This is a genomic window from Azospirillum sp. UENF 112521 (assembly GCF_058780665.1).
Map to the genome: position 1 here is coordinate 7,501 of NZ_JBSNCI010000001.1, position 24,396 is coordinate 31,896.

The window sequence follows — 24,396 nt, forward strand, 5'->3', positions numbered from 1 at the left end:
TTTCGCCGGAAATCACCGACCGCAGCGTGTCCGGAACCGGCAACCGCCCCAGGATGCCATGCACCGCCACCGGATCGGTCGGCGCCACCGCCGCTCCCAGCACCAGGCACCAGATCAGCGGGACCTCGATCCCGACCAGCGGAAACAGGACGTGCAGCCCCACCCCCATCAGGCCGGTGAACAGAAGGACGCTCACCGTCGCCAGCGCCAGAACCGTCCATTTCCGCTTCAGCAGGGCGCACAGATCCTCGTTCACCGCGGCGGTGTAGAGCAGCAGGCTGAGAATGCCGTCGAGCAGGATCGCCGGCAGGCTGATCTGGTCGATCAGACCGCGCAGCCAATCGCCCACGCCCAGGCTGGAGCCCACCGCGTCGATGCCGCTCACCAGCAGCGTCAGAGCCAGCCCCTGGAAGAACAGCGAAATGGTGCCGGGCAGCCTGAGCCACCTGTGATTGATGAGACCGAAGATCGCCGCCAGAGTCAGCAATATGGCGGAGAGTTGAAACGGACCCACAGGCATTCTCCAAAAAGCAGCGCACGCTGCGCAATCGCCCGACAAACTTCCAACCGGACCAAGAAACGGCTATCGGCTGCGATGATCTCGAAAACATCAGCAGAGCTGCGAAAGTCGCGCGCGCATGAGGATTCAGCTCAACTACTCCCAAATGGTTATAGGGTGCCGATTGCCACCCCTGTTGCAATTGCCTATTCTTGCGCCATGATCTGGGCAGGGATTATTATGTTTCCTCTAATTTATGCTCACCGTTGCCGTACCGCTGCGGCTGCAAAATCGGTCGCATGATGGCCGACCCGGTCTGGCAGGATGCCGCAAGGCTGCGGCAATCCGCAGGTCCCGGCCGCGCATCCGACGGCACGGAAAATGGGATCCGCATTGGTCCGGACGTCTTTACCGGCGGCGGCGAGATGGGCCGGCGGATGCGGGAGATGGACTGGTCGGCGACACCGCTCGGCCGGCCGGAAGACTGGCCGCAATCGCTGCGCACCACCGTCAACCTGATGCTGACCTCCAGCTTTCCGATGTTCACGGCCTGGGGGCCGGAACTGACCTTCCTCCACAATGACAGCTACCGCCCGATCCTCGGCGACAAGCCGGAGGCGCTTGGCCGCCCCTTTGCCGAGGTGTGGGCGGAGACCTGGCATCAGCTGATCCCTCTTGTGGCCCGGGCATTGTCCGGCGAGGCGTTCTACCACCAGGATCTGCAGCTGTTCATGGAACGGCACGGCTATTGGGAGGAGACCTATTTCACCTTCTCCTACAGCCCGGTCCGCGACGAGGCCGGCCATGTCGCCGGCATGTTCTGCGCCTGCACCGAGAACACCGCCCGCGTGCTGGCCGAACGGCGGCTGACCTTCCAGCTCGATCTGGCGGAGAAGCTGCGCGGAATGAACGATCCAGTCGGCATCACCGCCGCCGCCGCCGAGGCCATCGGCCGCCATCTGCGGGTGGCGCGGGCCGGCTATGGCCGGATCGATCCGGGCGGCGCCATGATTTCGGTGGACCGGGACTGGAGCGACAGCGGGGTTGAAAGCCTCGCCGGCCAGTCGCGGCCGCTCGACAGCTTCGGCCCGGCGCTGATCGCCGAGCTGCGGGCGGGTTACACCCTGCGCGTCGACGACGTCGCCACCGATCCCCGCACCCGCGGAAGCGGGCCGGCGGCGGCCTTCGCCGGGATCGGGGCGCAGGCGCTGCTGGTCGTGCCGCTGCTGAAGGCGGGACAGCTGACCGCCATCCTCTACCTGCACGAAGGCAAGGCGCGCCATTGGACCGAGACCGATGCCGCCCTGGCGGAGGATGTGGCCGAACGGACCTGGGCCGCGGTCGAGCGCGCCCTTGCCGAGTCGGCCTTGCGGGCCGCCAACGCGGCGCTGATCCGCGAACGCGCCGCGGTGGAGGCGGCCAACGCCCGGCTGGCGGCGGAGGGGGAGCGGCTGCGCACCCTGTTCCGGCAGGCGCCGGGCTTCATGTGCGTGCTGCGCGGCCCGGACCATGTCTTCGAGTTGGCGAACGACACCTATCTGCAATTGGTCGGCAACCGCGATCTGCTGGACCGCACCGCCCGCGAGGCTCTGCCGGAGGTCGATGGGCAGGGATTCTTCGAGCTGCTCGACCGCGTCTATGCCAGCGGCGAGACCTTCGTCGGGCGCAATCTGCCGGTCCGCATCCAGCGCCGGCCGGGCGAGCCGCTGGAGGAACGTTTCCTCACCTTCGTCTATCAACCGATCAAGGACGAGGACGGCCGCGTCACCGGCCTGTTCGTCGAGGGCAGCGACGTCACCGAGGCGAAGCGGGCCGAGGAGGAGCTGCAACAGCTCAACGCCACGCTGGAGGCCCGCGTGGCCGAGGAGGTGGCGGAGCGCGAGCGCGTCCAGATCGCGCTGTTGCAGACGCAGAAGACCGAGGCGCTGGGCCAGATGACCGGCGGTGTCGCCCACGACTTCAACAACCTGCTCCAGGCGCTGTCCGGCTGCCTGCACATGATCGAGAAGCGGGCGGAGGGCACGCGCATCCAGCCGCTGGTCGATGCCGGCCGGCAGGCGGTGGACCGCGGCGCAAAGCTGGTGCAGCAGCTGATGGCCTTCGCCCGCCGGCAGGCCCTGCGGCCGGAGACGGTCGATCTGCGCGACCGCGTGCTCGGCATGTCGGAACTGCTGAACCGGGCCCTGCGCGCCGACATCCGGCTGGAGGTGGATTTCGCCGCCGGGCTTTGGCCGGTCGAGGTCGATGCGACGCAGTTGGAACTGGCCCTGCTGAACCTGGTGGTCAACGCGCGCGATGCGATGCCGGACGGCGGCATGCTGTCGATCCGGGCGGCCAACGTCACCCTGACGCACGGCGATCCGCAGGCGCCGACCGGGCTGTCGGGGGAATTCGTGCGGCTGACGGTGAGCGACACCGGCACCGGCATGCCGGCCGAAGTGCAGGCCCGCGCCTTCGACCCCTTCTTCACCACCAAGGAGATCGGCAAGGGCAGCGGGCTGGGGCTGTCGCAGGTCTACGGCTTCGCCCGCCACTCCGGCGGCACCGTCTGGATCGAGAGCGAGGAAGGGCGCGGCACCACCATCGGCCTGCTGATCCGCCGGTCCGGCACCGCCCCGGCGACGGCGGCGGAACCGGCGGCGGCGGAGGCCGGCGCCAGCCGGGTCGGCGGCCATGTGCTGGTGGTGGAGGACGACCCCATCGTCGCGCTGACCGTGGCGACGGCGCTGGAGGATGCCGGCTTCACCATCACCCGTGCCGCCACCGCCGACGAGGCGCTGCCCCTGCTGGAGGCCGGCGGCTTCGACCTGCTGTTCAGCGACGTGGTGATGCCCGGCATCCTGAGCGGCGTCGATCTGGCGCGGAGCGCGCAGAGGCTCCGGCCCGATCTGCCCGTCGTTCTGGCGACCGGCTACAGCGAGGAGGTCGCGCGGGCAACCGGGGTGATGGTGCTGCCGAAACCCTACCGCATCGACCATCTGGTCGATGTGCTGGACACGCTGCTGACGGAAGCGAAGCGGGTCGAGATGGAGATCCCCTCTCCCCGGGGAGAGGGGGAACTCAGGGAAGAGAGGGGGATCTAGCCGCCTCAGTCCCCCGCCGCCGGCTGCGGCATGGCGCCATGGCCCGGCCGCCTGCGGACGAACAGGCGGTAGACGGCGACGAAGAAGACCGGCACGAACAGCACCGCCAGCACGGTGGCGGAGATCATGCCGCCCATCACGCCGACGCCGATGGCGTTCTGGCTTTCCGACCCGGCGCCGGTGCTGATCGCCAGCGGCAGCACGCCGAGGATGAAGGCCATCGAGGTCATGATGATGGGGCGCAGGCGCTGACGGCAGGCCTCCGCCGCGGCTTCCTTCAACTCCATCCCCTGGTCGTATAGCGCCTTGGCGAACTCCACGATCAGGATGGCGTTCTTCGCCGACAGGCCGATGGTGGTCAGCAGGCCGACCTGGAAATAGACGTCGCTCGGCAGGCCGCGCAGCGTCGCCGCGATAACGGCGCCGATGACGCCCAGCGGCACCACCAGGATGACCGACACCGGCACCGACCAGCTCTCATAGAGGGCGGCCAGGCAGAGGAAGACGATGATCATCGACAGGGCGTAGAGCGCCGGCGCCTGCGAGCCGCTGAGCCGCTCCTCGTAGGACAGGCCGGTCCACTCGTAGCCGATGCCCGGCGGCAGTTTCTGCATCAGCGTCTCCATCTCGGTCATCGCCTCGCCCGAGCTGATGCCCGGTGCGGCCGATCCCTGGATGTTCAGCGACGAGGAGCCGTTGTAGCGCTCCAGCTTCGGCGAGCCGTAGATCCACTGCGCCGTGGTGAAGGCGGAGAAGGGGACCATCTGGCCGCTGGCGTTGCGCACATACCAGCGGTCGATGTCGCTGGGCTGCATGCGGTAGGGCGCGTCGGCCTGGAGATAGACCTTCTTCACCCGGCCCTGGTCGATGAAGTCGTTGACGTAGGACGAGCCCCAGGCCGCCGACAGCGTCGTGTTGATGTCGCTGAGCGACAGGCCGAGCGCGCTCGCCTTCTCGCGGTCGATGTCCAGCTTGAACTGCGGGGTGTCCTCCAGACCGTTGGGACGGACGCCGACCAGCTTCGGATTCTGCGCCGCAGCCCCCAGCAGCTGGTTGCGCGCCTGCATCAGCCGGTCATGGCCCAGCCCGCCGCGGTCGACCAGCTGAAGGTCGAAGCCGGTGGCGTTGCCGAGGCCGGGAACCGACGGCGGCAGGAAGGAGAAGAGCACCGCGTCCTTCAGCTTCGACATCGCCCCCATCACCCGGCCGGCGATGGCCTGCGGCTTCTGCGACGCCTGGGTGCGCTCGCTCCAGTCCTTCAGCCGGACGAAGGCCATGCCGGCATTCTGGCCGCGGCCGGAGAAGTTGAAGCCGACGATGGTGAACAGACCCTCGACGCTGTCCTTCTCCTTTTCCAGCATGTAGGCGGTGACGGCCTTGGCGGTCTCGGCCGTGCGCTGGGAGCTGGCGTTCGGCGGGGCCGACCACAGCACGAACAGCTGGCCGCGGTCCTCCGTCGGCAGGAAGGAGGACGGCATCTGCACGAACAGGTAGCCCAGCCCGCCCAGGATCAGCGCATAGGCGATGAAGTAGCGGCCCAGCCGGTTTACCGCGCCGCGCACGCCGCGGACATAGACCCGGCTGCCGGCGTCGAAGCCGCGGTTGAACAGGCCGAAGAAGCCGCCGCGGGCATGGCCGTGTCCCTCTCCATGATTGGCGACCGGCTTCAGCAGGGTGGCGCAGAGCGCCGGGGTCAGGACCAGCGCGACCAGCACCGACAGCGCCATCGCCGACACGATGGTCAGCGAGAACTGGCGGTAGATGGCGCCGGCCGAGCCGCCGAAGAAGGCCATCGGCACGAACACCGCCGACAGCACCAGCGCGATGCCGACCAGCGCGCCGGTGATCTGGTCCATCGACTTGCGCGTCGCCTCGCGCGGGGGGAGCCCCTCCTCGCCCATCACGCGCTCGACATTCTCCACCACGACGATGGCGTCGTCGACCAGCAGGCCGATCGCCAGCACCATGCCGAACATCGTCAGCACGTTGATTGAGAAGCCGAAGGCCGACATCACCCCGAAGGTGCCGAGCAGCACCACCGGCACCGCGATGGTCGGGATCAGCGTCGCGCGGAAGTTTTGGAGGAACAGGTACATCACGACGAAGACGAGGACGATGGCCTCGAACAGCGTCTTGATCACCTCATGGATCGACAGCTGGACGAAGGGCGTCGTGTCGTAGGGGTAGATGACCTCGATGCCGGCCGGGAAGAAGGGCTGGAGTTCCGCCACCCGCGCCTTGACCGCGGCGGCGGTGTTGAGCGCGTTGGCGCCGGTCGCCAGCTTGATGCCGACGCCGGCCGCCGGCTTGCCGTTGTAGGCGGCGTTGATCTCGTAGGTCTCGGAGCCGATCTCGATCCGCGCCACGTCGCGCAGCCGCACCTGCGACCCGTCGGGGTTCACCCGCAGCAGGATGGCGCCGAACTGCTCCGGCGTCTGGAGCCGCGACTGGGCGCTGATGGTGGCGTTGATCTGCTGGCCCTGGACCGCCGGGGCGCCGCCGAGCTGGCCGGCAGAGACCTGGGCGTTCTGGGTCTTGATCGCGTTGGAGACGTCGGTGGTGGTCAGCGCGAAGTTGTTCAGCGCGTCGGGGTCGAGCCAGATGCGCATGGCATGCTGCGGCCCGAAGACGGTGATGTCGCCCACACCTTCGACGCGGCTCAGCGTGTCCTGAAGGTTGGAGGTGACGTAGTCAGCGATGTCGCCCTGGCTGAGGCGCCCGTCGCTGGACACGAAGCCGACCACCAGCAGGAAATCGTTGCCGGCCTTCGACACCTGGATGCCGCGCTGCTGGACCTCCTGCGGCAGCAGCGGCGTCGCCAGCTGCAGCTTGTTCTGGACCTGGACCTGGGCGATGTCGGGGTTGGCCTCCGGCTCGAAGGTCAGGGTGATGGTGACGTTGCCGGAGGAGTCGCTGTTGGAGGACATGTAGCGGAAATGGTCGAGCCCGGTCATCTTCTGTTCGATGACCTGGGTGACCGTGTCCTCCAGCGTCTTGGCCGAGGCGCCGGGATAGCTGGCGGTAATCGACACCGTCGGCGGTGCGATCTTCGGATATTGCTCGACGGGCAGCCGCAGGATCGCCAGCGCACCCGCCATCATGATGACGATGGCGATGACCCAGGCGAAGACCGGGCGGTCGATGAAGAATTTCGACATGGGGACGGTTCCTGGGATCAGCGGGCCGAGGCGGCCTTTTCAGGCAATGCGGCCAGCGCGTTCTGGGCAGGCACCGGCTTCACCTCGGCACCCGGCTTCAGCTTTTGCAGCCCTTCCACCACCACGCGCTCGCCAGGGGCCAGCCCGTCCGACACCAGCCAGACATTGCCGACCGGGCGTTCGGTCTTGATGGTGCGCGGGTTCGCCTTGTTGTCGGCGCCCACCACCCAGACGCGGGCGGAACCGTCCGGCGACCGGGCCACCGCGGCCTGCGGCACGGTGATGGCGTTCTCCGCCACCCCCTGCTCGACGCGGGCGCGGACGAACAGGCCGGGCAGCAGCTGCTTGTTCGGGTTGGGGAAGACCGCGCGCAGCTGGACCGAGCTGGTGCCGGAATCCACCGTCACGTCGGCGAATTGCAGCTCGCCCTTCGCCGGATAGGCGGTGTCGTCGCCGCTGGCGTTGCTGTTCAGGAACAGCGTCACCGGGATCTTGCCGGGTTCGGCCGGGCGGATGCGGCCGGTTTCCATGTCCTCGCGCAGCTTCATCAGTTGCGAGGCGGTCTGCGTCACGTCGACATAGATCGGGTCGAACTGCTGGATGGTGGCGAGCGCCGTCGCCTGGTTGGAGGTGACCAGCGCGCCTTCCGTCACCGCCGACTTGCCGATGCGGCCGGAGATCGGGGCGAAGACCTTGGTGTAGTTCAGGTTGATGCTGGCAAGGTTGTAGGCGGCCTTGGCCGAGGCGACCTGCGCCTCGTTCTGCTTCAGCGAGGCCTGGACGTCGTCGAAGTCCTGCTTGCTGACCACGCTGTTCTTGACCAGATCGCCATAGCGCGACGCCTTGTTGCGGGCGGCCTGGAGGTTGGCCTCCGCCTTCTGCACGTCGGCCTGGGCGCTCGCCAGCGACGCCTCGTAGGTGGCGGGGTCGATCTGGTAGAGCTGATCGCCCGCCTTGACCTCGCTGCCCTCGCGGAAGAGGCGCTTCAGCACGATGCCGCTGACCTGCGGGCGGATTTCCGCCACCCGGTAGGGGGCGGTGCGGCCCGGAAGCTCGGTGGTCACCGGCAGGCGCTGCGGCTCGATGGTGGCGACCGAAACCTCGGGGGGGCCGCCGGCACCCTGGGGCTGGCCGGAGGCCTGCTTCTGCTGGTTGCAGCCGGCGAGCACCGCGATCAGGCAGGCCGCCGCGGCCAACGTCATGAATGGCTTGGAACTGGACATCTGTTTCCTCGTCTCGGCGCCGCACGTCGGCGGACCCGTCTCCCTGCTGCACGCTCTGCTATACGCTGCGGGGTCAGGCGGTCCGGCACATCCCCGTTGCTTAGTACTGTCTCATACAGTACAGTGTACCAGACGATACATTCAGAATGCTGCACCGCGCAAGGGGGTTCCGCAAATGCCCGATATGGGGCTGGAACATGGAAAGTCATCCTCGACAGCCATACGGCAAGACCCTGCGGTCCTGTTCGAGAGCGTGTTCGGAATCGGGCCGGCTGGAACCGACAGGCCGGAAGGAAAAGCGAGATGACCAACAGCCATAAGGCCCGGATCAGCCCCAGCTCCGGCCAGCGGCAATCCGCCGTGCAGATGGCTGGGCCGCCTTGCGGGCCGGCCACCTGCGGGCCGCGCGGCATGGCGCGCCGGCAGGCGATCCTGACGGCGGCGCGGCGCCTGTTCGTCGAGAAGGGCTTCGAGAAGACGACGCTGAGCGACATCATCTCTGTCGCCGGCGGATCCCGGGCCACGCTTTACGAGCATTTCGGCGACAAGGAGGGGCTGTTCCGCGCGATCATGGAGGAGGACAACGCCATGATCCTCTCCGGCCTCGCCCCCGCCCAGGCTGACGAGCGGGTGACGCCGGAAGCCGGGCTGACCGCCTTCGCGCTGCACTTGGTGAAAGCGCTGCTGAACGAGGAGACGACCGCCACCGTCCGCATCCTGATCGCGGAGGGCGACCGCGTGCCCGACATCACCGAAGCCTTCTTCCGCATCGGGCCGGAGAACGCCATCGCCCGGCTGGCCGATTACTTGCAACGGCTGTCGGACAGCGGCGATCTCAGCATCGACGACCCGGCCGCCGCAGCACAGGCCTTCCTGGGCATGGTCACCGGCAACCTGCTGGTCCGCCGCCTGATCCTGCCCCAGAGCGCGCCGGCCATCCCCGACCTCGACCGCTATGTCCGGCAGGCCGTGCGTCTCTTCCTGAACGGGGCATGCGCGAGGGTGACCAAGGCGGCCTAAGGGGAGGGAAACCTCAAATCGCCGCCTTTCAAATCGTCTCCGCCGCGGTATCCCCCACCCCGCGGTCGCGGCCGGCCTTGGTCAGCGGTTCGGCGATGTCCTCCAGCCCCTTGCCTTCGGCGTCGACGCCATAGATCAGCGCCACCACCCCGCCGGCCATCATCACCACCGATCCCAGCACATAGCCCCAGAACAGCGGGTCGCGCTCCGTCCCCTCCCCCACCAGCCAGCCGAACAGCAGCGGACCGGTGGAGCCCACCACCTGGGCGATGGCGAAGAAATAGGAGATCGCCTGCGCCCGGACCTCCAGCGGGAAGATCTCGCTGACCGTCAGATAGGCCGACGAGGCGCCGGCCGAGGCGAAGAAGAAGGAGACGCACCAGAAGATCGTGTGGGTGTTCGCGGTCAGCACCCCCTGGCGGAACAGGAAGGCGGAGACCAGCAGCACGCATCCCGCCAGCAGATAGGTGCCGAAGATCATCCGGCGCCGCCCCACCGTATCGAACAGCGGCCCCAGCAGCAGCGGCCCGATCAGGTTGCCGGCGGCGAAGGGGAAGAAATAGAGCGCCGTCTGCGACGGGTCGAGATGGTAGAAATTCTGCAGGACCAGCGCGTAGGTGAAGAAGATCGCGTTGTAGAGGAAGGACTGCGTCACCATCATCGTCACACCGAGGACGGTGCGCGTCGGGTATTGCCGGAAGAAGACGTCGACCAGCTGCGCGTAGGACACCGAGTCTTCCGGGACGATGTGCATGGCCCGCTTCGGATCGACCGGCGCCAGCGTCTTGCCCTGCCCCAGCACGCTGGCCTCGATGTCGTCGACGATGCGCTCGGCCTCCGCCTCCCTGCCATGGGTGACCATCCAGCGCGGGCTTTCCGGGATGTGCCGGCGCAGATAGATGATGATCAGGCCCAGCAGCGGGCCGATGAAGAAGGCGATGCGCCAGCCGAGATTTTCCGGGACCAGCGCATGGTCGAGCAGGAAGACGCTGCCGACAGCACCGATCATCGCACCCGCCCAATAGGTGCCGTTGACGGCGATGTCGACCCGGCCGCGGAAGCGCGCGGGGATCAGCTCGTCGATGGCGGAGTTGACGGCGGCATATTCGCCGCCGATGCCCATCCCGGCGATGAAGCGCCAGACATAGAGGAACCAGGGCGTCCAGGCGAAGCCGGCGATGCCGGACGCGATCAGGTAGAGCGCCAGCGTGGTGATGAACAGCCGCTTGCGCCCCCAACGGTCGGTCAGCCGGCCGAAGACCAGCGCGCCGACCACCTGCCCCATCAGATAGATGGTGCCGGCCAGCCCGACCTCGGCGCTCGACATGCCGAGGCTCTCCTTATAGCCGGAGGCCGAGATCAGCTGGATTTCGATGCCGTCCAGGATCCAGCTCACCCCCAGCCCGACCACCACCATCCAGTGGAAGCGCGCCCAGGGCAGCCGGTCCATCCGGGCCGGCACCAGACTGCTCACCGCGGCGGCGTTGTTTGCAGCGGTCATGTCGGGGCAGCGGTCATGTCGGGTTGATTCCCCAAGGCTGGCGGCAGGTTGCGTGCCTGTGAAAACACGGCGTGCCGCCGGAAGGTTTCCGAACCCGCAAGGCGCCATCAAATATCTGCCATGCGAATTGTCATGACTCTCCTCATTTCCCATTGCGCTTTTGGATCGATCCAATTAGCGTGTGTCGGCAGTTGGAACGCAGCGATGCGTCCTGCGGTCCGGGCATGATCCCGGACGACAAGACCTGAGCGGACAAAGGCAATCCGTGCGACGCCGAGCCTTCCGAAAGCAATTCCCGGAAGGCGGCGCGACGCGGGTGCGGAGGAACGCCCGTGACCTATGATTTTCAATTCGACGCGGTGTTCGCGTCCTGGGACTATCTGCTCGACGGGGCATGGCTGACCGTCAGGCTGTCGTTCGGCGCCATGGCCATCGGCATGGTGGTCGCCATCCTCTGCGCGCTCGGCAAGACCTCAGGGCCGAAGCCGGTGCGCTGGGCGATCAACGCCTACATCGAGGTCATCCGCAACACGCCCTTCCTGGTGCAGATCTTCCTGATCTTCTTCGGGCTGCCGACAATCGGGCTCCGGCTGTCGCCGGACATGGCGGCGCTGATCGCCATGGTCGTCAATGTCGGCGCCTACGCCACCGAGATCATCCGCGCCGGCATCGAATCCATCCACAAGGGCCAGATCGAGGCCGGGCTGGCGCTGGGCCTCAGGCCGTTGCAGGTCTTCCGCCACATCGTGCTGAAACCGGCGCTGCGCACGGTCTATCCGGCGCTGACCAGCCAGTTCATCCTGCTGATGCTGAGTTCCAGCGTGGTGTCCGCCATCTCCGCTGACGAGCTGACGTCGGTCGCCAACAACATCCAGTCGCAGACCTTCCGCAGCTTCGAGATCTACATCGTCGTGACCGGGGTCTATCTGGTGCTGGCGCTGATGTTCTCGGCCCTGTTCGCCGGCATCTACCGGCTGGCCTTCGCCTATTCCATCGATCGGCGCTGAAGGAGGCCATCCCATGATCCGCGCCTTCGGGTACAACGAATTCCTGTTCCTGCTCAGCGCCGTGCAATGGACGCTGATGCTGTCGGTCATCGCCTTCATCGGCGGCGGCATCGTCGGGCTGTTCGTGGCGCTCGGCCGCACGTCGGACGTGAAGCCGCTGCGCCTGCTCGCCACCGGCTACATCCAGCTGTTCCAGGGCACGCCGCTGCTGATGCAGCTGTTCCTCGTCTTCTTCGGCGCCACCGTGATCGGCATCGACATGAGCCCGTGGGTCGCCGCGGCGGTCGGTCTGACTCTGAACACCAGCGCCTTCCTCGGCGAGATCTGGCGCGGCTGCATCCAGTCGGTGCCGCGCGGCCAGTGGGAGGCGGCCTCTTCGCTCGGCCTGCGCTATCCCGGCCTGATGCGCTACGTGATCCTGCCGCAGGCGGTGAAGGTCGCGGTGCCGCCGACCGTGGGCTATCTGGTTCAGGTGATCAAGGGCACCTCGCTGGCCGCCATCATCGGCTTCGTCGAGCTGACCCGCGCCGGCCAGATCGTCAACAACGCCACCTTCCAGCCCTTCCTCGTCTTCGGCATCGTCGCCGCGATCTATTTCGCGCTGTGCTGGCCGCTGTCGCTGCTGAGCCAGCGCCTGGAAGCCCGCTACGCCGCCCCGTCTCGCTAAACCTCAAAAAACACCCGCACTCGGAGGAAACACCCATGGTCTTCACCGTCACCCGCCGCCTGGTCGTCGCCGGCGCCCTGATGACCGCCGCAATTGGCCTGACCGCCACCGCTCACGCCCAGAGCGTCGAGGACATCAAGGGCAAGGGCAAGCTGACCATCGGCATGCTGGTCGATTTCCCGCCCTTCGGCATCACCAGCTCCGACGGCAAGCCGGACGGCTATGACGCCGACGTCGCCAAGCTGATGGCCAAGCATATGGGTGTGCCGGTGGACATCGTGCCGGTGACCGGGCCGAACCGCATCCCCTACCTGCTGACCGGCAAGGTCGACGTTCTCGTCGCCTCGCTCGGCATCACGCCGGAGCGCGCCAAGCAGGTCGCCTTCTCCGAGCCCTATGCCGCCATCGAGATCGGGCTGCTCGCCACGCAGAAGTCGCCGGTCGCGAAGGCCGAGGATCTGTCGGGCAAGAGCGTCGGCGTCGCCCGCGCCAGCACGCAAGACCAGTCGCTGACCGCGGTGGCGCCGAAGGATGCCCGCATCATGCGCTTCGACGACGACGCCAGCGCCGTGCAGGCCCTGCTGTCCGGTCAGGTCGATGCGCTGGGCGTCAGCAACGTGGTGGCCCAGCAGATCAAGACGATGGCGCCCCAGGCCAATTACGAGATGAAGTTCGTGCTGAAGAGCCAGGTCCAGGGCGTGGCCCTGCGCCAGGGCCAGGACAAGCTGATGGGCTGGGTCAACGGCTTCCTCGACACCGTGAAGAAGAACGGCGAGCTGAACGCCATCCACCAGAAGTGGCTGGGCACCGACCTGCCGGCGGCGGTCACCGCCAGCAAATCCTGAGGCCAGCAAGTCTTAAGGCTAGCGTAGCGCAAACCCCGGTGGAGGACAGGACCATGGCACTGGCGACCGAACCGACGCGCGGCAGCGTCGCGCCTCCGATGAGCGCGGATGTCGTCATCCGCATGGACGGCGTCCAGAAATGGTACGATCAGTTCCAGGTGCTGAAGGACATCGACCTGGAGGTCCACCGGGGCGAGCGCATTGTCATCTGCGGCCCGTCCGGATCGGGCAAATCGACCCTGATCCGCTGCATCAACCAGCTGGAACGCCACCAGAAGGGCCGCATCACCGTCAACGGCGTCGAACTCGGCCCGCACCACCGCCAGCTGGACCTGGTCCGGCGCGAGGTCGGCATGGTGTTCCAGAGCTTCAACCTGTTCCCGCATCTGACCGTGCTGGAGAACTGCATGCTGGCGCCGTTGAAGGTGCGCGGCACCACCAAGGCCGAGGCGAAGGCCACCGCCATGCGCTATCTGGAGCGGGTGCGCATCCCCGAACAGGCCGACAAATACCCCGGCCAGCTGTCGGGCGGCCAGCAGCAGCGCGTCGCCATCGCGCGGTCGCTCTGCATGAACCCGAAGGTGATGCTGTTCGACGAGCCGACCTCCGCTCTCGACCCGGAGATGGTCAAGGAGGTGCTGGACACCATGATCGGTCTGGCCGAGGACGGCATGACCATGCTGTGTGTGACGCACGAGATGGGCTTCGCCAAATCGGTCGCCCACCGCGTCATCTTCATGGACCGCGGCGAGATCGTCGAGCAGAACACGCCGGAGGAGTTCTTCACCGCCCCGAAATCGGAGCGGACGCGGAGCTTCCTCGGCCAGATCCTGGCCCATTAAGACATTCTGTTCCACCAAGGACGAGTTGCGATGAAGCCCGAAATCCTGTTGGTCGAACCCATGATGCCCGCCATCGAGCAGGCTCTGGACGCGGCCTACACCGTCCACCGCCTGTCCGCCGCCCCGGATCGCGACCGGCTGATCGCCGAGGTCGCCGGCCGGGTGCGCGCCGTCGTCACCGGCGGCGGCACCGGCGTGAAGAACGCGGTGGTCGACGCCCTGCCCCATCTGGGGATCGTCGCAATCAACGGCGTCGGCACCGATGCGGTCGATCTGGAGCATTGCCGCGGCCGCGGCGTGCGCGTCAGCAACACGCCGGACGTGCTGACCGACGATGTGGCCGATCTCGCCATCGGGCTGATGATCGCCGGGTCGCGCCGGATGATGGTGGGCGACCGCTTCGTCCGCGCCGGGCAATGGCCGACGGGCAAGCTGCCGCTCGCCCGCAAGGTCAGCGGCAAGCGGCTGGGCGTGCTGGGTCTGGGCCGCATCGGCGAGGCCATCGCCAAGCGGGCCGAAGCCTTCGGCATGACCATCGCCTACACCAACCGCAAGCCGCGCGACGGCGTGTCCTACCGCTTCGTCGCCTCGCCGGTCGATCTGTCGCGGGAGAGCGACATCCTGATGGTGGCGGCCTCGGCCGGGCCGGATGCCCGCAACATGGTCGGCCGCGCCGTGCTGGATGCGCTCGGACCCGACGGGCTGCTGGTCAATGTCGCCCGCGGCAGCGTGGTGGACGAGCCCGAGCTGCTGGCGGCCTTGACCGAGGGGCGGATCGGCGGCGCCGCGCTGGACGTCTTCGCCGACGAGCCGAACGTGCCGGAGGGCTTCTACGGCCTCGACAACGTCGTGCTCCAGCCGCATCAAGCCAGCGCCACGGTGGAGACGCGGATGGCGATGGGGCAGCTGGTGCTCGACAATCTGGAGGCCTTCTTCGCCGGCCGGCCGCCGCCGACCGCCGTGGTGTGAGGCACTCCCGTCTTGGCCAAGCCGCGCGATAGCCAGAAACCTGGAAGCGTCACCCTGACGGAGGTCGCCGGCCATGCCGGGGTGTCGCGCTCGACCGTGTCGCTGGTGCTGCGCGGCAGCCCGCTGGTGGCAGCGGAAACGCGGGAGCGGGTCCAGGCCGCCATGGCGGCGCTCGGCTACATCTACAACCGCGGCGCCGCCAACCTGCGCGCCACCCGCACCCAGACGGTCGGGCTGCTGGTCTGCGAACTGAACAACCCCTTCTATGCCGAGTTGACGGCGGGGGTCGACGACGTGCTGGACACCGAAGGCTTCGTCGCCTTCATCGCCAACACCGCCGAGCAGCCGGAGCGCCAGGACCGCTTCCTCCAGCGGATGCGGGAGCACAATGTCGACGGGGTGATCCTCTGCCCGGCCGCCGGGACGGACAGCGGGCTGCTCGACCGGCTGGACGGCTGGCGGCTGCCCTGCGTGCAGGCCCTGCGCTTCGTCCCGGACAGCTTGGCTGGCCGACCGCGTGCGGGATTATGCCGGCGTCGATTATCAGGCGGGCATCGAGACGGTCGTCGACCATCTCGTCGCGCTGGGCCATCGGCGGATCGCCTTCGTCGGCGGCACCTTGGACCATTCCGCCTACGCCGGGCGCCATGCCGGCTTCACCGCGGCGATGCGGCGGCACGGGCTGGCCGACGATCTGGTGCTGCGCTGCCCGCTGACCCGGCGGTCGGGTGCCGGGATTGCCGAGGATCTGCTGAATAGTCCGCAGACACCCACGGCGGCGCTCTGCTACAACGACGTGGTGGCGCTCGGGCTGATGCTGGGGCTGGAGGCGCGCGGCCTGAGGGCCGGGCGCGATCTGGCCGTCACCGGTTTCGACGATGTGCCGGAAGCGGCGCTCAGCCGGCCGGCGCTGACCACCGTCGCCACCTCGGCAAGGCAGATCGGGCAGGAGGCCGCCCGGCTGCTGCTGCGCCGGATCGCCGACCCGCTGGGCCCGCCCGAGCGGATCATCCTGCCGGGCCGGCTGGTCGTCCGCCAATCCTGCGGCTCCCCCTCCTCTTCCCTCCATCACAGAGATTTGTCATGACCGATACCGTCGAGGCCCTGATCGAGGCGCGCGAGACCCGCCAGTGGCTGACCGGGCTGGACAACCGCCCCGCCACCGAAGCGGAGGCCTACGAGATCCAGGACGCCGTCGCCCGCCGCCTGGGCCCCGTCACCGCCTGGAAGGTCGGCGCCGCCACGCCCGACGCCGAGCCGTTCCGCGCGCCGATCAACGCCGCCACCGTCTTTGAGAACACCGATTACCTGCCGGCCAAGATCTTCCAGGTCATCGGCGTGGAGGCGGAGATCGCCTACCGCTTCGCCCGAGACCTGCCGGTGCGCGAGCAGCCCTATAGCCGGGAAGAGGTTCTGGCCGCCGTCGCCTCGGTCCATCCCGCCTGGGAGATCGTCGACACCCGCTTCGCCGGTTTCGGCAGCCAGGACCGGCTGAGCCACATGGCCGACCAGTTCAACCACGGCGCCCTGATCGTCGGCCCGGCCATCGCCGACTGGCGTGCGCTCGACCCGGTCAAGGAAACGGTGACGCTGGAGATCGACGGCGAGACCAAGGTCGATGTCGTCGGTGGCAACAGCGCCGGCGATCCGGTCCGCCTGCTGGTGTGGATGGCCAATGTCGGCGCCCGCAGCTTCGGCGGCCTGCATGAGGGCGAGGTGGTGACCACCGGCTCCTGCACCGGCACCATCTTCGTCGAGCCGGGCAGCAAGTCGGTCGCCCGCTACGGCACCATGGGCACCATCACGCTGAAGGTCGACTGAGCGAAGAGGTCGCGGGCCGGAACTCGCCGGCCCGCGACGTACACTACGGCAGCAGATGCCCCAGCCGCTGGCCGAGCGCGGTCAGGCCGCTGGAGGCCGGGACGTCGGCGCCGGCGACCAGATCGACCTGCCGGCGGACGGCGCCGTCATAGTCGATGCGCAGCCGGCCGACCACGTCGCCGCGATGGACCGGGCTCGGCAGCGGCTCGGCCAGGGTGGCGACGACATGCAGGCCGTTGCGGTCGGCCGGCGCCATGGTGACGGTGACGTCGTCGGCGACCGTCACCGGAACGCTGTCCTCCTCGCCCATCCACACCGGCGCCTGCTCCACCAGCTCGCCCTTGCGCAGCAGGGGGTAGAGCCTGAAGCTGTTCCACGCCCAGTCGAGCAGCCGGGTCGGCTCGTCGTTGCGGGCCTGCGGGCTGGGCAAGCCATTGACCACCAGCACCAGACGGCGCCCGTTGCGCTCCCCCGACGCGGTCAGGCCATAGCCGCCGACCTCGGTGTGGCCGGTCTTGATGCCGTCGACGCTGACGGGATGGTAGAGCAGCGGGTTGCGGTTGCCCTGGCGGATGCCGTTCCAGGTGAAGTTCCGCTCCGACTCATAGTGATAGAACTGCGGAAAATCGCGGATCAGGTGGGTGGCGAGGGTCGCGAGATCGCGGGCGGTGGTGTAGTGGCCCGGATCCGGCCAGCCGCTGGCGTTCATGAAATGGCTGTCGGCCATCCCCAGCTCGCGCGCCTTGGCGTTCATCATCGAGGCGAAGGCGGATTCGCTGCCGGCCAGCCCTTCCGCCAACGCCACGGCAGCATCGTTGCCGCTGTCGATCAGCAGGCCGCGCAGCAGATCCTCCACCCGCACCGTGCTGCCCAGCTTCAGGAACATGCGCGAGCCGCCCATCTTCCAGGCGGCCTGGCTGACCGGGACACTGGTGTCGAGCGTCGTCCGGCCATGGACCAGCGCGTCGTAGGTCAGGTAGGCCGTCATCATCTTGGTCATCGAGGACGGCGCCATGCGCACCGTCCCGTTCTTGTCCAGCAGCACCTCCCCGCTGGAGAGATCGACCAGATAGGCCTGCTTGGCCGCCGTGTCCGGCTGGGACAGCGCGAGCGCCGGGGCGGACAGCAGGACGGCGGCGGCGAGCGACAGGCAGCCGGCCAGAGTGCGGAGCAGCGGCCGCGGATTGACGACGATCACCCTTGTGGATCCCCTGAGGCGACGGATGGGTCTTGCGAAGCCCGTTTCCATGGACCATCGCCGCGCCGGCTTCACCCCTTATTTTCGCATGTGACCCACTTTTAATGTGGGACCGTCACCGGATCGGGCCGGGCAGTCAGACCGGATCGGATCAGGCAGGATCCAGCAGCCGCGGGCCGGCCCCGCCGTCGCCGAGCTCGTCCCACGGGTTGCGCAGGGGGCAGTCGCGGATCGACAGGCAGCCGCAGCCGATGCAGCCGTCCAGATTGTCGCGCAGTCTGGTCAGCTTGGCGATGCGGTCATCCAGTTCCTCCCGCCAGCGCTCCGACATGCGGCGCCAGTCGGCGGTGGTCGGGGTGCGGTCCTCCGGCAGGGCGTTCAGCGCGTCGGCGACGGAGGCGAGCGAGATGCCGAGCCGCTGCGCCACCTTGACCACCGCCACCCGCCGCAGCACGTCGCGGGAGAAGCGGCGCTGGTTGCCGGGATTGCGCCAGCTCCGGATCAGCCCCTGCGCCTCGTAGAAATGGATGGTCGAGACCGCCACGCCGGACCGGCGCGCCACCTCCCCCACCGTCAGGTCCTTGTCATACTCCTCCGGCGACAGCATTGCGGCCCTCCCCTCTCCTGCAACCCTCCGTCCCGCCAGTCTGCCGGCTTTTCCGCTTGACCTCAAGTTCTATTGAGGTTTTAGCCTGCCCCGACTTTGCCGCCTGAATGGGCAAAGTGCCGGTTGGGTAATCAGAATTCTGGATCGGGGGAATGGGAACCGAATGACCAGGGGAAAGCTTGCCGCCCTGCGCGAGCGCTTGGTGGGATTGGGTGCGGTGGTGTTCCGGCCGATCCTGCCCGGCGCCACGTTGCGCGACCGCCTGATCGCCTGCTGCGGCGCGCTGCTGGGCATCGCCGCGACGGGACTGCTCTGCCGCAACATGCTGGCCTACATGTCGAGCGCGCCGGTGCTGGTGGCGCCGATGGGGGCGTCGGCGGTCCTGCTGTTCGCCGTGCCGGCCAGCCCGCTGGCCCAGCCCTGGTCGATCGTCGGCGGCAACACGCTGTCGGCCGTCGTCGGGGTGCTGGTCGCCGCCGTCATCCCCGACCCGATGCTGGCCGGGGCCGCGGCGGTGGCGCTGGCCATCGCCACCATGTCGCTGACCCGCTGCCTGCATCCGCCCGGCGGTGCCGCCGCCCTGACCGCGGTGCTGGGCGGGCCGGCGGTGACCGAGATGGGCATCAAGTTCGCCTTCTTCCCCGTCGCGGTGAACTCCATCCTGCTGCTGACCGCCGGGCTGATGTTCCACCGGCTGTCCGGCCATCGCTACCCGCACAAGACGGTCAACACCCACCGCACCAACGATCCGCCGCCGCAGCTGCGTCCCGGCCTGACCCAGGGCGATGTCGACGGCGCGCTGCGCACGCTGGCCGAGACGCTGGACGTCAGCCGCGACGACCTCGGCGCCCTGCTGGTCAATGCCGAGCTGCACGCGCTGGAGCGGCTGCATGCCGACATCACCTGCCGCGAGATCATGTCCCGCGACCTCGTCACCGTCACGCCGGACACCCATCCCCAGCTGGCCCGCGCCCGGCTGCTGGAGCATGGTTTCCGCACCCTGCCGGTGGTCGATGCGCAGAATGCCGTGGTGGGCATCGTCGGGCATGAGCAGCTGTCGCACGGCGACGCCCTGCACCACGGATCGCGGGTCGCCAGCGTGATGGCGCCTGCTGTGACCGAGCTGCCCGACACCCCGGTCTTCGGCCTGCTGGGTCGCCTGTCCGACGGCCGCACCCACGATGTGGTGATCGTCGATGGAAACCGGCGGGTGCTGGGAATGATCACCCAGACCGACCTGCTGGTGGTGCTGGCCCGGACAGCACTCGCCCGCGCGGTGCAGACCGGGGTCGACGGGCTGAACGATGCCCTGCCGCGCGGTTACCTGCGCGACGTGACGGCGGGCCGGGTATAAAGGCTCGGCTGTGGCAGGTCAGCGGCGATTCTTGAACTCTGGTGACGGGACTCCGAAAGGACTAGTCCGAAGGGCGTGCAGCGTCACCAGAGTTCAAGAATCGGAGCGGTCCGCGTCACCAAAGTTCAAGAATCGGAATGGCGTCAGGCGATGCGCGCCACCACCCGCTCGTTGATCGGCGGACGCGACGGGTGGAGGATCAGCCCCTCGCCCGATTCCTCGACACGGGCGTCCGGATAGGCGGCCATGGCGTATTTCAGATTCGGGATGAACTTGGTCTTGAACTGGCGGACCAGGGCATAGCCGGCGCCGAACTGGCCATGCAGCGCCGCCCAGGTGATCGGCGTCGGCTTGTCCAGCGAATGGAGGCGGTAGGCCAGCCAGATATAGACGTCGAGCGCCATCGACTTGCCGCTGATCGCCTTCAGCGCCTCTTCCGCCACCGGCACCGGGTGCTCGCGCAAGGCCTTGAAGAAGCTGTCGCTGAGCCGCACCGTCTCGGTGAACAGGGTGCCCTGGCGGTCGTCGGGCCGGCGCAGCTGGATGGCGTCGGCGACGATCGATTCCTTGCTCTGCCGGCGGCCGCCGTCGGCATCGGTGAAGAAGGTCAGGTGGCAGGCGGACAGGCGCGCCGCCTGGTCCTCCACGTCGCGATAGGCCTTGCCGCAGATCGGGATGTCCATCCGCTTCAGCCAGTCATGCATGGAGCCGCCAAGTTCGACCTCCGGATTCCCGGTCTGAATCGCACGGGTCTGGAGATAGAGCAGAATCATGCGGGCCCGGCTGCCGTAGGGAACGCCGATTCGGCGGGTGACGCCGTTGCGGTCCTCGATCACGCCGGGTTGGATGACCAGCTTCACCTTGTGGCCGGGGCGTTCCCAATGCTGGTCGTCGGGAAGCTGGCGGTGCGGCAGCGCGGTCTGGCAGAATCCGGCATAGGTGATGCCGAGCTTGCCGTTTTCCGCGGCCTGGACCGCCGCGGCGATGTCGATCAGCGGCCGTTCCTCGTCCGAAACGAGGGCCAGCGCGCCGTCGCGTCCGTGTGTCTCGATCAAACGATGAATGCTGCCCATGACGACCTCCAGCTTTTGGCCGGCATGACCGTCCTGTGACGGGCCGATGACCGAACCTGCCAGATACAACACCCCGGATCGCGCCGAAGGCAATTTGAACCTTGGTGACGCAGGCTATTTGGAACCTATTTGGAATCAACTATTAGATTCGTCACCAAAGTTCAGGGGATAAGTCCGAGTCGCGTCACCACAGTTCAAGGCAGGCGTCACCAGAGTTCATGGGGAGAAACCGGGTGCCTGTGGACGACTCGTGGCACGGAACTGGCTGTTTGCTTGAACCTTGGTGACGCCGACCTTGTCGATTCGAGGCCGGAGTCGGCCTTCGCCCCCTGCGGAGCGTCACCAAAGTTCAAGGATTCCAGGGGGTAGCTTGGGCAGCGTGACGGGTTGCGCGCCGCCTGTCCGACCCGTTGCCAATGGAAGGTCATGCGCCCGCCGTCATCCCCGTGAAGGCGGAGATCCAGGCAAACATCCCGTCAAGTGGTTGATTTGAATAGAGACCTCCCTTTGCAGGGCTCGTGGACGGGCCGGGTCGACGTTCGCTTCACCACCCGTCACCGGGTTCCACAGTCCGGGCGTCACCAAAGTTCAAACGCCCGGTCGAGTCGATTCCACGTCGAGTCGGGCCCCGGAGCGTCACCAAAGTTCAAACCCTGCACGCCCCCAGCGTCACCAAAGTTCAGGAGTCACGCCGAGTCGGTCCGGCTGTCGGCGTCACCAAAGTTCAAACCCGGACCGGTCGTGTGTCCTCGAAGCGTCACCAAGGTTCAGGAATCGGGCCGCCAGGGAACAGGCCGACCGCGGCGGAGTTTCCTTGCCCTGGGGCCCGAGTGGCCGGAGGGGGCGACTGGAATGCGGGATGCAATGACCGAAACATCCGGGGGCGTTACTGCCGGTGCGGCATCGGCGGGGGGCCGGGAAGACGGGGAATCGGGCAAGGTCGTCCTTGCCGCCATCGCGGCCAACCTGGCGATCACCGTCACCAAGTTCGTCGCGGCGCTGATCACCGGCAGCGCGTCGATGCTGAGCGAGGCGGTCCATTCGCTGGTCGATACCGGGAACGAGGCGCTGATGCTGGTCGGGCTGAAGCGGTCGAAGAAGCCGCCCGACGAGCGCCACCCCTTCGGTTACGCGCGCGAGCTATATTTCTGGACCTTCGTCGTGGCGCTGGTGATCTTCGCCGGCGGTGCGGTGGTCTCCATCTATGAAGGGGTGGAGAAGATCCTCCATCCGCAGCCGGTGGAGTCCGCCTGGATCAACTTCGTCGTGCTGGGCGTCGCCTTCGTGATGGAGGCGATCAGCTGGGTGGTGGCGCTGCGCGCCTTCAACGCCGACCGCGGCGAGGCCGGCGTGTTCGAGACCGTCCATGCCAGCAAGGATCCGACCGTCTTCATCGTCCTGTTCGAGGACAGTGCCGCCCTGGTCGGGCTGATCATCGCCGCCGCCTGCCTGTCGGCGGATTCTGCTGCTGGACCAGCCGGTCTATGACGGCGTCGGGTCGATCCTGATCGGGCTGGTGCTGGCCGCCACCGCCGCCTTCCTCGCCTATGAGACCAAGAGCCTGCTGATCGGCGAGGCCGCCCGTCCCGACCTGGTGCAGGGGGTGCGTGCCCTGGTGCGGGCGGAGGAGGCGGTCGACCATGTGAACGAGGTGCTGACCATCCATCTCGGCCCCAAGGTGGTGATCGTCAATCTCAGCCTGGATGTGCGGGACGAGGTCAGCGCCGGTCAGGTGGAGCGGACGCTGGCCCGCATCGAGCGCCGGGTGAAGGAGCGCTTCCCGGAGATCCGCCGCGTCTTCACCGAGGTGCGGGCGGCCGGCGACCGCCCCAACCTTGCAGACGGCTGAAGCTTGCAAACGGCCAACCTTGCAAAAGGCCGGACCGACACCACATGCCGGGCAGAGCGCAATCAGGATGGAGCAGCCCTGCCCGGCAGGCGGGGACCCGATGAACACTTCGCCAAGCGGCCCCAGATGGCCGCGGGGGATCGGATCTCCGGTCGCCCGCGGCGCACCCATATCTTATTGCATGAGCGATCCGGTCGTTCCCGTGCTGCCCCGTTCGGTGCATGGCCCGACCGATGCCTGACGCGCATTACGCTGCCGGTTTTCCTTATCGTCACCTGTTCTGTCGAACGCGGGGTGCCCCGGGCACCGTCCGCGCGACGACTCATGCCCATTTTTCCAAGGAATCCTTCGATGCTCTCGTTTGAGATCGCCATCATCGTTGCGTTGACGCTCCTCAACGGGGTGTTCGCCATGTCCGAGCTGGCCGTCGTCTCCTCGCGCAAGGCCCGGCTCCAGCATCTGGCCGACCAGGGCGACCGCGGAGCGCGGACGGCGCTGCGGCTGATCGAGGAGCCGAGCCGCTTCCTCAGCACCGTCCAGATCGGCATCACGCTCGTCGGCGTCGTCGCCGGCGCCTATGGCGGCGCCACGCTGGGCGACCGGCTGGGCCAGTGGCTGGACGGCTTCCCCGCCCTGGCCGGCAAGGGTGAGATCCTCGGCGTCGGCGGCGTGCTGGTGGTCATCACCTATCTGTCCATCGTGCTTGGCGAACTGATCCCGAAGCGCATCGCCCTGAAGAACCCGGAGCGGGTCGCCTCCCTGATCGCCCCGCCGATGCGCATGCTCTCCCGCATCGCCGGCCCCTTCGTCTGGCTGCTCGGCGCCTCCACCGACCTGCTGCTGCGGTTGCTCGGCCTGCACGGCGCGCGCGAGGAGACGGTCACCGAGGAGGAGATCCGCTCGATGATCTCCGAAGGCACCGAGACCGGCGTCTTCGCCCCGGCCGAGAAGGAGATGATCGACGGCGTGCTGCGGCTGGCCGACCGCACGGTGCGCAGCATCATGATCCCGCGCCCGGACGTCGCCTGGCTCGACCTCGGCAAGCCGCAGGCCGAAGTGCTGGAGGCGATCCGCAGCTTCGGCCATTCCCGCTATCCGGTCTGCCGCGGCGCGCTCGACGAGCTGGTCGGCGTCGTCCACACCCGCGACCTGCTGGGCATGGTCGTCGAGGGCCGCCCCTTCGATCTGGAGGCCGGGGCCGCCAAGCCGCTGGTGGTGCATGACGGCACGCCGATCCTGAAGCTGCTCGACCTGATGAAGAACTCCGGCCACCATCTGGCGATGGTCGTCGACGAGTATGGCAGCATCGAGGGGCTGGTCACGCTGACCGACATCCTGGAGATCATCGCCGGCGACCTGCCGGAGGCCGGCGAGGCGGTGGAGACCGCGGCGATCCGGCGCGAGGACGGCTCCTGGCTGGTCGAGGGTTGGATGCCGGTGGACGAGTTCGAGGACACCGTCGGCGTGCGCGGCCTGCGCGATGCCGGCGACTTCCACACGCTGGCGGGTCTGGTGCTGCACCGGCTGGGCCATGTGCCGCAGGCCGGCGAGTGGTTCGACTGGAACGGCGTCCGCTTCGAGGTGGTCGACATGGACGGCCGCCGCATCGACAAGGTGCTGGTGATGCCCAAAATCGAGCAGCCGGCCGACGCGGAGGAGTGAGGTCCGCCGCCGGCCGAG

The 24,396-nt window shown here is 67.8% G+C and carries 20 protein-coding genes and 1 pseudogene (1 of these 21 only partly in view); 14 read left to right on the forward strand and 7 right to left on the reverse strand.

Going from position 1 to position 24,396, the window contains the following annotated elements; all coding sequences use genetic code 11:
- Positions 1 to 514, reverse strand: partial view of a cation:proton antiporter gene (locus ACWPN8_RS00035; protein WP_492239473.1) — the 5' portion only. 743 nt of this gene lie to the left of the window's left edge; only the first 514 of its 1,257 coding nucleotides appear in the window; its start codon is at positions 512 to 514; its stop codon lies off the left edge, out of view.
- A 284-nt stretch (positions 515 to 798) separates the two neighbouring features.
- Here ACWPN8_RS00035 and ACWPN8_RS00040 point away from each other — a divergent pair, with 284 nt between their 5' ends.
- On the forward strand, positions 799 to 3,582 hold the full coding sequence (locus ACWPN8_RS00040; protein ID WP_492239475.1) for a PAS domain-containing protein: 2,784 nt from the start codon (positions 799 to 801) through the stop codon (positions 3,580 to 3,582).
- Positions 3,583 to 3,587: 5 nt separating this feature from the next.
- Here the strand turns inward: ACWPN8_RS00040 and ACWPN8_RS00045 are convergent, their stop codons facing one another.
- Positions 3,588 to 6,740, reverse strand: coding sequence for an efflux RND transporter permease subunit (locus tag ACWPN8_RS00045; protein WP_109446636.1), 3,153 nt, complete (start codon positions 6,738 to 6,740; stop codon positions 3,588 to 3,590).
- A 17-nt stretch (positions 6,741 to 6,757) separates the two neighbouring features.
- Positions 6,758 to 7,963 (reverse strand): efflux RND transporter periplasmic adaptor subunit, encoded by a 1,206-nt coding sequence (locus ACWPN8_RS00050; protein WP_109446634.1) that lies wholly within the window; start codon positions 7,961 to 7,963, stop codon positions 6,758 to 6,760.
- Positions 7,964 to 8,266: 303 nt separating this feature from the next.
- On the opposite strand from ACWPN8_RS00050, the gene ACWPN8_RS00055 reads away from it, so the two are divergent.
- The gene (locus ACWPN8_RS00055; protein ID WP_247872990.1) at positions 8,267 to 8,983 is read left to right on the forward strand and encodes a TetR/AcrR family transcriptional regulator; all 717 of its coding nucleotides are present in this window, start codon (positions 8,267 to 8,269) and stop codon (positions 8,981 to 8,983) included.
- Between the two features lie 28 nt (positions 8,984 to 9,011).
- On the opposite strand, the gene ACWPN8_RS00060 is transcribed toward ACWPN8_RS00055, so the two are convergent.
- Positions 9,012 to 10,484 carry an MFS transporter gene (locus ACWPN8_RS00060; protein WP_492239476.1) on the reverse strand — a complete coding sequence of 491 codons (1,473 nt, stop codon included), beginning with the start codon at positions 10,482 to 10,484 and terminating at the stop codon, positions 9,012 to 9,014.
- 332 nt (positions 10,485 to 10,816) lie between these two features.
- On the opposite strand from ACWPN8_RS00060, the gene ACWPN8_RS00065 reads away from it, so the two are divergent.
- From ACWPN8_RS00065 to ACWPN8_RS00100, 8 genes and pseudogenes are all read left to right on the forward strand, one after another.
- Positions 10,817 to 11,491, forward strand: coding sequence for an amino acid ABC transporter permease (locus ACWPN8_RS00065; protein ID WP_492239478.1), 675 nt, complete (start codon positions 10,817 to 10,819; stop codon positions 11,489 to 11,491).
- Between the two features lie 13 nt (positions 11,492 to 11,504).
- On the forward strand, positions 11,505 to 12,158 hold the full coding sequence (locus tag ACWPN8_RS00070) for an amino acid ABC transporter permease (RefSeq protein ID WP_109048219.1): 654 nt from the start codon (positions 11,505 to 11,507) through the stop codon (positions 12,156 to 12,158).
- A gap of 35 nt (positions 12,159 to 12,193) precedes the next feature.
- Positions 12,194 to 13,003: a transporter substrate-binding domain-containing protein gene (locus tag ACWPN8_RS00075; protein WP_492239479.1), complete on the forward strand. Its 810-nt coding sequence runs from the start codon at positions 12,194 to 12,196 to the stop codon at positions 13,001 to 13,003.
- A 53-nt stretch (positions 13,004 to 13,056) separates the two neighbouring features.
- Positions 13,057 to 13,845, forward strand: a complete 789-nt coding sequence (locus tag ACWPN8_RS00080; protein ID WP_492239480.1) for an amino acid ABC transporter ATP-binding protein — start codon at positions 13,057 to 13,059, stop codon at positions 13,843 to 13,845.
- A 30-nt stretch (positions 13,846 to 13,875) separates the two neighbouring features.
- Positions 13,876 to 14,814, forward strand: a complete 939-nt coding sequence (locus ACWPN8_RS00085) for a 2-hydroxyacid dehydrogenase (RefSeq protein WP_492239481.1) — start codon at positions 13,876 to 13,878, stop codon at positions 14,812 to 14,814.
- A 105-nt stretch (positions 14,815 to 14,919) separates the two neighbouring features.
- Positions 14,920 to 15,186 (forward strand): annotated as a pseudogene (locus ACWPN8_RS00090) (LacI family transcriptional regulator); the annotation flags it as partial.
- A gap of 145 nt (positions 15,187 to 15,331) precedes the next feature.
- Positions 15,332 to 15,901 carry a substrate-binding domain-containing protein gene (locus tag ACWPN8_RS00095; protein WP_492239482.1) on the forward strand — a complete coding sequence of 190 codons (570 nt, stop codon included), beginning with the start codon at positions 15,332 to 15,334 and terminating at the stop codon, positions 15,899 to 15,901.
- Positions 15,898 to 16,635: a 2-keto-4-pentenoate hydratase gene (locus ACWPN8_RS00100; RefSeq protein ID WP_492239483.1), complete on the forward strand. Its 738-nt coding sequence runs from the start codon at positions 15,898 to 15,900 to the stop codon at positions 16,633 to 16,635. The genes ACWPN8_RS00095 and ACWPN8_RS00100 overlap by 4 nt, the downstream gene beginning before the upstream one ends.
- A 43-nt stretch (positions 16,636 to 16,678) precedes the next feature.
- On the opposite strand, the gene ACWPN8_RS00105 is transcribed toward ACWPN8_RS00100, so the two are convergent.
- Together ACWPN8_RS00105 and soxR are read right to left on the reverse strand one after the other, a co-directional pair.
- Positions 16,679 to 17,833 carry a D-alanyl-D-alanine carboxypeptidase family protein gene (locus ACWPN8_RS00105; RefSeq protein WP_492239484.1) on the reverse strand — a complete coding sequence of 385 codons (1,155 nt, stop codon included), beginning with the start codon at positions 17,831 to 17,833 and terminating at the stop codon, positions 16,679 to 16,681.
- Between the two features lie 151 nt (positions 17,834 to 17,984).
- A complete protein-coding gene (gene soxR, locus ACWPN8_RS00110; RefSeq protein WP_492239485.1) occupies positions 17,985 to 18,440 on the reverse strand; it encodes a redox-sensitive transcriptional activator SoxR in 456 nt (151 codons plus the stop codon).
- A gap of 163 nt (positions 18,441 to 18,603) precedes the next feature.
- Between soxR and ACWPN8_RS00115 the strand changes: the two genes are divergently transcribed.
- Positions 18,604 to 19,794: an HPP family protein gene (locus ACWPN8_RS00115; protein ID WP_492239486.1), complete on the forward strand. Its 1,191-nt coding sequence runs from the start codon at positions 18,604 to 18,606 to the stop codon at positions 19,792 to 19,794.
- Positions 19,795 to 19,937: 143 nt separating this feature from the next.
- Here ACWPN8_RS00115 and ACWPN8_RS00120 read toward each other — a convergent pair whose 3' ends face one another.
- A complete protein-coding gene (locus tag ACWPN8_RS00120; RefSeq protein ID WP_098735578.1) occupies positions 19,938 to 20,867 on the reverse strand; it encodes a replication protein RepA in 930 nt (309 codons plus the stop codon).
- Positions 20,868 to 21,731: 864 nt separating this feature from the next.
- Between ACWPN8_RS00120 and ACWPN8_RS00125 the strand changes: the two genes are divergently transcribed.
- The 3 genes from ACWPN8_RS00125 to ACWPN8_RS00135 all read left to right on the forward strand — a co-directional run bounded on the left by ACWPN8_RS00125 (position 21,732) and on the right by ACWPN8_RS00135 (position 24,378).
- Positions 21,732 to 22,355, forward strand: coding sequence for a cation diffusion facilitator family transporter (locus ACWPN8_RS00125; RefSeq protein WP_492239487.1), 624 nt, complete (start codon positions 21,732 to 21,734; stop codon positions 22,353 to 22,355).
- A gap of 28 nt (positions 22,356 to 22,383) precedes the next feature.
- Positions 22,384 to 22,716 carry a cation transporter dimerization domain-containing protein gene (locus ACWPN8_RS00130; RefSeq protein WP_492239488.1) on the forward strand — a complete coding sequence of 111 codons (333 nt, stop codon included), beginning with the start codon at positions 22,384 to 22,386 and terminating at the stop codon, positions 22,714 to 22,716.
- Between the two features lie 351 nt (positions 22,717 to 23,067).
- Positions 23,068 to 24,378 carry a hemolysin family protein gene (locus tag ACWPN8_RS00135; protein WP_492239489.1) on the forward strand — a complete coding sequence of 437 codons (1,311 nt, stop codon included), beginning with the start codon at positions 23,068 to 23,070 and terminating at the stop codon, positions 24,376 to 24,378.
- Positions 24,379 to 24,396 lie beyond the last annotated feature (18 nt).

Bases quoted from the DNA above. Each gene is read 5' to 3' on its own strand.
- ACWPN8_RS00050 (WP_109446634.1), bottom strand. From the start codon at position 7,963: ATGTCCAGTTCCAAGCCATTCATGACGTTGGCCGCGGCGGCCTGCCTG.
- ACWPN8_RS00040 (WP_492239475.1), top strand. From the start codon at position 799: ATGATGGCCGACCCGGTCTGGCAGGATGCCGCAAGGCTGCGGCAATCC.
- ACWPN8_RS00115 (WP_492239486.1), top strand. From the start codon at position 18,604: ATGACCAGGGGAAAGCTTGCCGCCCTGCGCGAGCGCTTGGTGGGATTG.
- ACWPN8_RS00060 (WP_492239476.1), bottom strand. From the start codon at position 10,484: ATGACCGCTGCAAACAACGCCGCCGCGGTGAGCAGTCTGGTGCCGGCC.
- ACWPN8_RS00080 (WP_492239480.1), top strand. From the start codon at position 13,057: ATGGCACTGGCGACCGAACCGACGCGCGGCAGCGTCGCGCCTCCGATG.
- ACWPN8_RS00125 (WP_492239487.1), top strand. From the start codon at position 21,732: ATGACCGAAACATCCGGGGGCGTTACTGCCGGTGCGGCATCGGCGGGG.
- ACWPN8_RS00135 (WP_492239489.1), top strand. From the start codon at position 23,068: ATGCTCTCGTTTGAGATCGCCATCATCGTTGCGTTGACGCTCCTCAAC.
- ACWPN8_RS00045 (WP_109446636.1), bottom strand. From the start codon at position 6,740: ATGTCGAAATTCTTCATCGACCGCCCGGTCTTCGCCTGGGTCATCGCC.
- ACWPN8_RS00070 (WP_109048219.1), top strand. From the start codon at position 11,505: ATGATCCGCGCCTTCGGGTACAACGAATTCCTGTTCCTGCTCAGCGCC.
- soxR (WP_492239485.1), bottom strand. From the start codon at position 18,440: ATGCTGTCGCCGGAGGAGTATGACAAGGACCTGACGGTGGGGGAGGTG.
- ACWPN8_RS00120 (WP_098735578.1), bottom strand. From the start codon at position 20,867: ATGGGCAGCATTCATCGTTTGATCGAGACACACGGACGCGACGGCGCG.
- ACWPN8_RS00075 (WP_492239479.1), top strand. From the start codon at position 12,194: ATGGTCTTCACCGTCACCCGCCGCCTGGTCGTCGCCGGCGCCCTGATG.
- ACWPN8_RS00085 (WP_492239481.1), top strand. From the start codon at position 13,876: ATGAAGCCCGAAATCCTGTTGGTCGAACCCATGATGCCCGCCATCGAG.
- ACWPN8_RS00100 (WP_492239483.1), top strand. From the start codon at position 15,898: ATGACCGATACCGTCGAGGCCCTGATCGAGGCGCGCGAGACCCGCCAG.
- ACWPN8_RS00055 (WP_247872990.1), top strand. From the start codon at position 8,267: ATGACCAACAGCCATAAGGCCCGGATCAGCCCCAGCTCCGGCCAGCGG.